Source organism: Candidatus Effluviviaceae Genus I sp., from assembly GCA_016867725.1.
GTDB lineage: Bacteria > Joyebacterota > Joyebacteria > Joyebacterales > Joyebacteraceae > VGIX01.
Window position 1 is genome coordinate 1 of sequence record VGIX01000090.1, and the last position, 3015, is coordinate 3015.

Sequence of the window (3015 nt, forward strand, 5' to 3'; positions counted from 1 at the left end):
CGGACATCTCGAAGGCGCATCCGGCGACCGGCATCCTCGCCGGCGCCGTCCTCCGGAACGGGCGCGGCTCGGGCAAGGGACTCACGAACGCCGCCGTCCTCGTGCGGAACGGCGACCTCGTGGCCGCGCGCCCGAAGTCGCTCCTCCCCTCGTACGACGTGTTCGACGAGACGCGCTACTTCGACGCCGCCGAGCGCGTGGACGCCGTCGGGTTCGACGGCGAGGTGCTCGGCATCTCCACCTGCGAGGACGCGTGGGCCGACCCCGCGCTCTGGCCGCGCAAGATCTACGACACCGACCCCGTCGCCGAGCTGGCGCATCTCGGCGCCACCGTGCTCGTCAACATCTCGGCCTCGCCCTTCTCGGTCGGGAAGGACGAGGTGCGGCACGGGATCTTCGCCGGCCACGCGAGGCGCCACGGGGTGCCGTTCGTGTTCGTGAACCAGGTCGGCGGGAACGACGAGCTCATCTTCGACGGGCGGAGCATGGTCGTGTGGCCCGACGGGAGCCTCGCCGCGTACCTCCCCGCGTTCGAGGAGCGCGTGGAGGTCGTGGACCTCGCGCGGCCGGGAGGCCCGATCCCGTTCGCGCCGGCCGACCCGACCGCGTCGGTGTACGACGCGCTCGTGCTGGGGCTTCGCGACTACGTGAGGAAGTGCGGGTTCGAGAAGGCCGTCATCGGGCTCTCCGGCGGCGTGGACTCGGCCGTGGTCTGCGCGCTGGCCGCCTCCGCGCTCGGCGCGAAGAACGTGCTGGGTGTTTCGATGCCATCGCCCTATACGTCCGCCGCAAGCATCGAGGACGCCGCCGCGCTCGCCGCGAACCTCGGCGTGCAGCTTAAGACCGTGCCCATCGAGCGCATCTACGAGGCGTACCTCGAGACCCTGCGGCCCCTGTTCATGGAGACGACCCTCGGCATCGCCGAGGAGAACATCCAGGCGCGCGTCCGCGGCAACATCCTCATGGCCATCTCGAACAAGTACGGCCACCTCGTGCTCTCGACGGGCAACAAGAGCGAGCACGCCGTCGGCTACTGCACGCTGTACGGCGACATGAGCGGGGGGCTGTCGGTCATCTCGGACGTGCCGAAGACGATGGTCTACGAGCTTGCGCGCCACGTGAACCGCGAGCGCGAGATCATCCCGGGCAGGACCATCGAGCGGCCGCCGTCGGCGGAGCTTAGGCCCGACCAGAAGGACCAGGACTCGCTCCCGCCGTACGAGGTGCTCGACCCCATCCTCGACCTCTACATCGAGGACGGGCGGTCGCGGCGCGACATCATGAAGGCCGGGTTCGACCGCGCGACCGTGGACTGGGTCGTGCGCACGATGAACGCGAGCGAGTACAAGCGCCGCCAGGCCGCGCCGGGGCTGCGCGTGACGAGCAAGGCGTTCGGGATGGGCCGCCGCGTGCCGGTGGCGGCGAGGTACTGACATCAGGCTAGCGGTACAGGGCTTTGATGGTGCCCCAAGTCGCTGGACTTGCTGATGTGACGGTCTCGTTCATGTACAGGTACACGCCCCCGTGTCCGTCGACGATCAGCAGGTCAGGATCCCCATCGCAGTCAATGTCGGGCAGTGCGATTCCGAACCCGCGAGCAGGCTCGGTCACACCGGTGAGCATCGCGGGGTTTTCGGCGAACAGCCACTCCTCCGGTGTGCCGATGTTCTCCCAGCATCGCGATGGGGTATCATCAGTGGTGATCGTGATGATGTCCAGATCCCCGTCGCCATCGAGATCCCCGACAGTGATGAACGCAAAGGGAGGCTGAACCCCCAGGGGGATGCTCGTGCAGCCGCCGTAGCTGAACTGCGGCGCAGTCGGCGTCCCGGTGTTCTCACAGAACCACACCCCGCCGCCGGCGCCGACCATGACGATGTCCAGATCGCCGTCCCCGTCGAGATCCGTTAGGCACGGGCACATCACGGTGTCGCCTCCGGGCCCGAACACTGACGGGTCATACTGCCACTGAGGTACATGGGGCGTCCCGATGTTCCAGAACATCAGGAGTGCCGGCTCCCGGCAACCCCTGATCACGTCGAGGTCACCATCGGCATCGAGGTCGCCGAGCGTGCTCGAGAGCTCGATGTACTCCCACAGCCCGGGAAGCACGCAGGAGGCGACCCGCCAGACGGGCGGCCCGGGGCATCCGCCGTCATTCCAGTACTGAGCGAATGCGCAGACATCGTCATCGCCGTCGCCATCGAGGTCGCCCCATGTCATGAAGTCAAGGCGCCATCCCGGGGGAGCCAGCTCGTGCGCTGGTGTCCAGTACACGGTCGTCGCAGTCGCGGCACCACATCCCGCGACCATCAGAGCAGCCGCCACTGTCATCGCCATAGCGGTGCGTGCCATACGTATCACCTCCGTCCGGGCACTCGACGCCACCGCGTCGTGTGTCATCTCCGGACCAGCGTTCCGTGTCTCACCGGCCGTCGTCCCCCGGCGTGTACCACACACACAGGACCGGGGCTTCCGTCGCCGCGCCCCCGTCGTGCAACTGCCCGATCGAGCTCGGCTGGCCCGGCTCGATGGCCACGATCATCCCGCAGTTCGCAAGCGCGTCGGACGCCCATGCAGCCACAACGTCTGTCACGTCGAACCGTATGACCGAGCCCTCGCCGGGCTTTGCGAACCAGACCGCCTGCACGGACGCGTCGTAGTCGCCGCCGGGAGTCGTCCATGCGCCATCCCAGCTCACCGTGCCGCCCTCCCACTCCGTCGTCAGCGGGTGCGCCTCGAGGGCCACGCGGCTCGCGTGCCCGTCCGACGACACCGGCGCCCTCAACTCAAGAACCGCCAGGTCCACGCACCCCGTCCTCAGCTCCCCAGGGATCGCGAACCGCACGAGCATGCGTCCCTCCGGTCTCGGACCGTCGCTCTCGATATACCCGACGTCCTCAGCCGTGAGCGTCAGCCTGGCCGCCTCAGCGGGCTGACTTGCCGCCAGAACCAGGAGGCAGCACGCCGGCAACCACCACCGTGCAGAACCGATGCCAGCCATGGCTCCGCCCT

At 68.4% G+C, this 3015-nt stretch carries 3 protein-coding genes; 1 reads left to right on the top strand and 2 read right to left on the bottom strand.

The genetic code is table 11. The annotated features are described in order from the left end of the window. Positions 1–1433, top strand: a 1433-nt coding sequence (locus tag FJY74_09695) for an NAD+ synthase (protein MBM3308585.1), incomplete at its 5' end; no start/stop codon positions are given. A 7-nt stretch (positions 1434–1440) separates the two neighbouring features. Here the strand turns inward: FJY74_09695 and FJY74_09700 are convergent. After that, a complete protein-coding gene (locus FJY74_09700; protein MBM3308586.1) occupies positions 1441–2355 on the bottom strand; it encodes a VCBS repeat-containing protein in 915 nt (304 codons plus the stop codon). Positions 2356–2425: 70 nt separating this feature from the next. After that, complete coding sequence (locus FJY74_09705; GenBank protein MBM3308587.1) at positions 2426–3004, bottom strand: DNRLRE domain-containing protein; 579 nt, start codon at positions 3002–3004, stop codon at positions 2426–2428. Positions 3005–3015 lie beyond the last annotated feature (11 nt).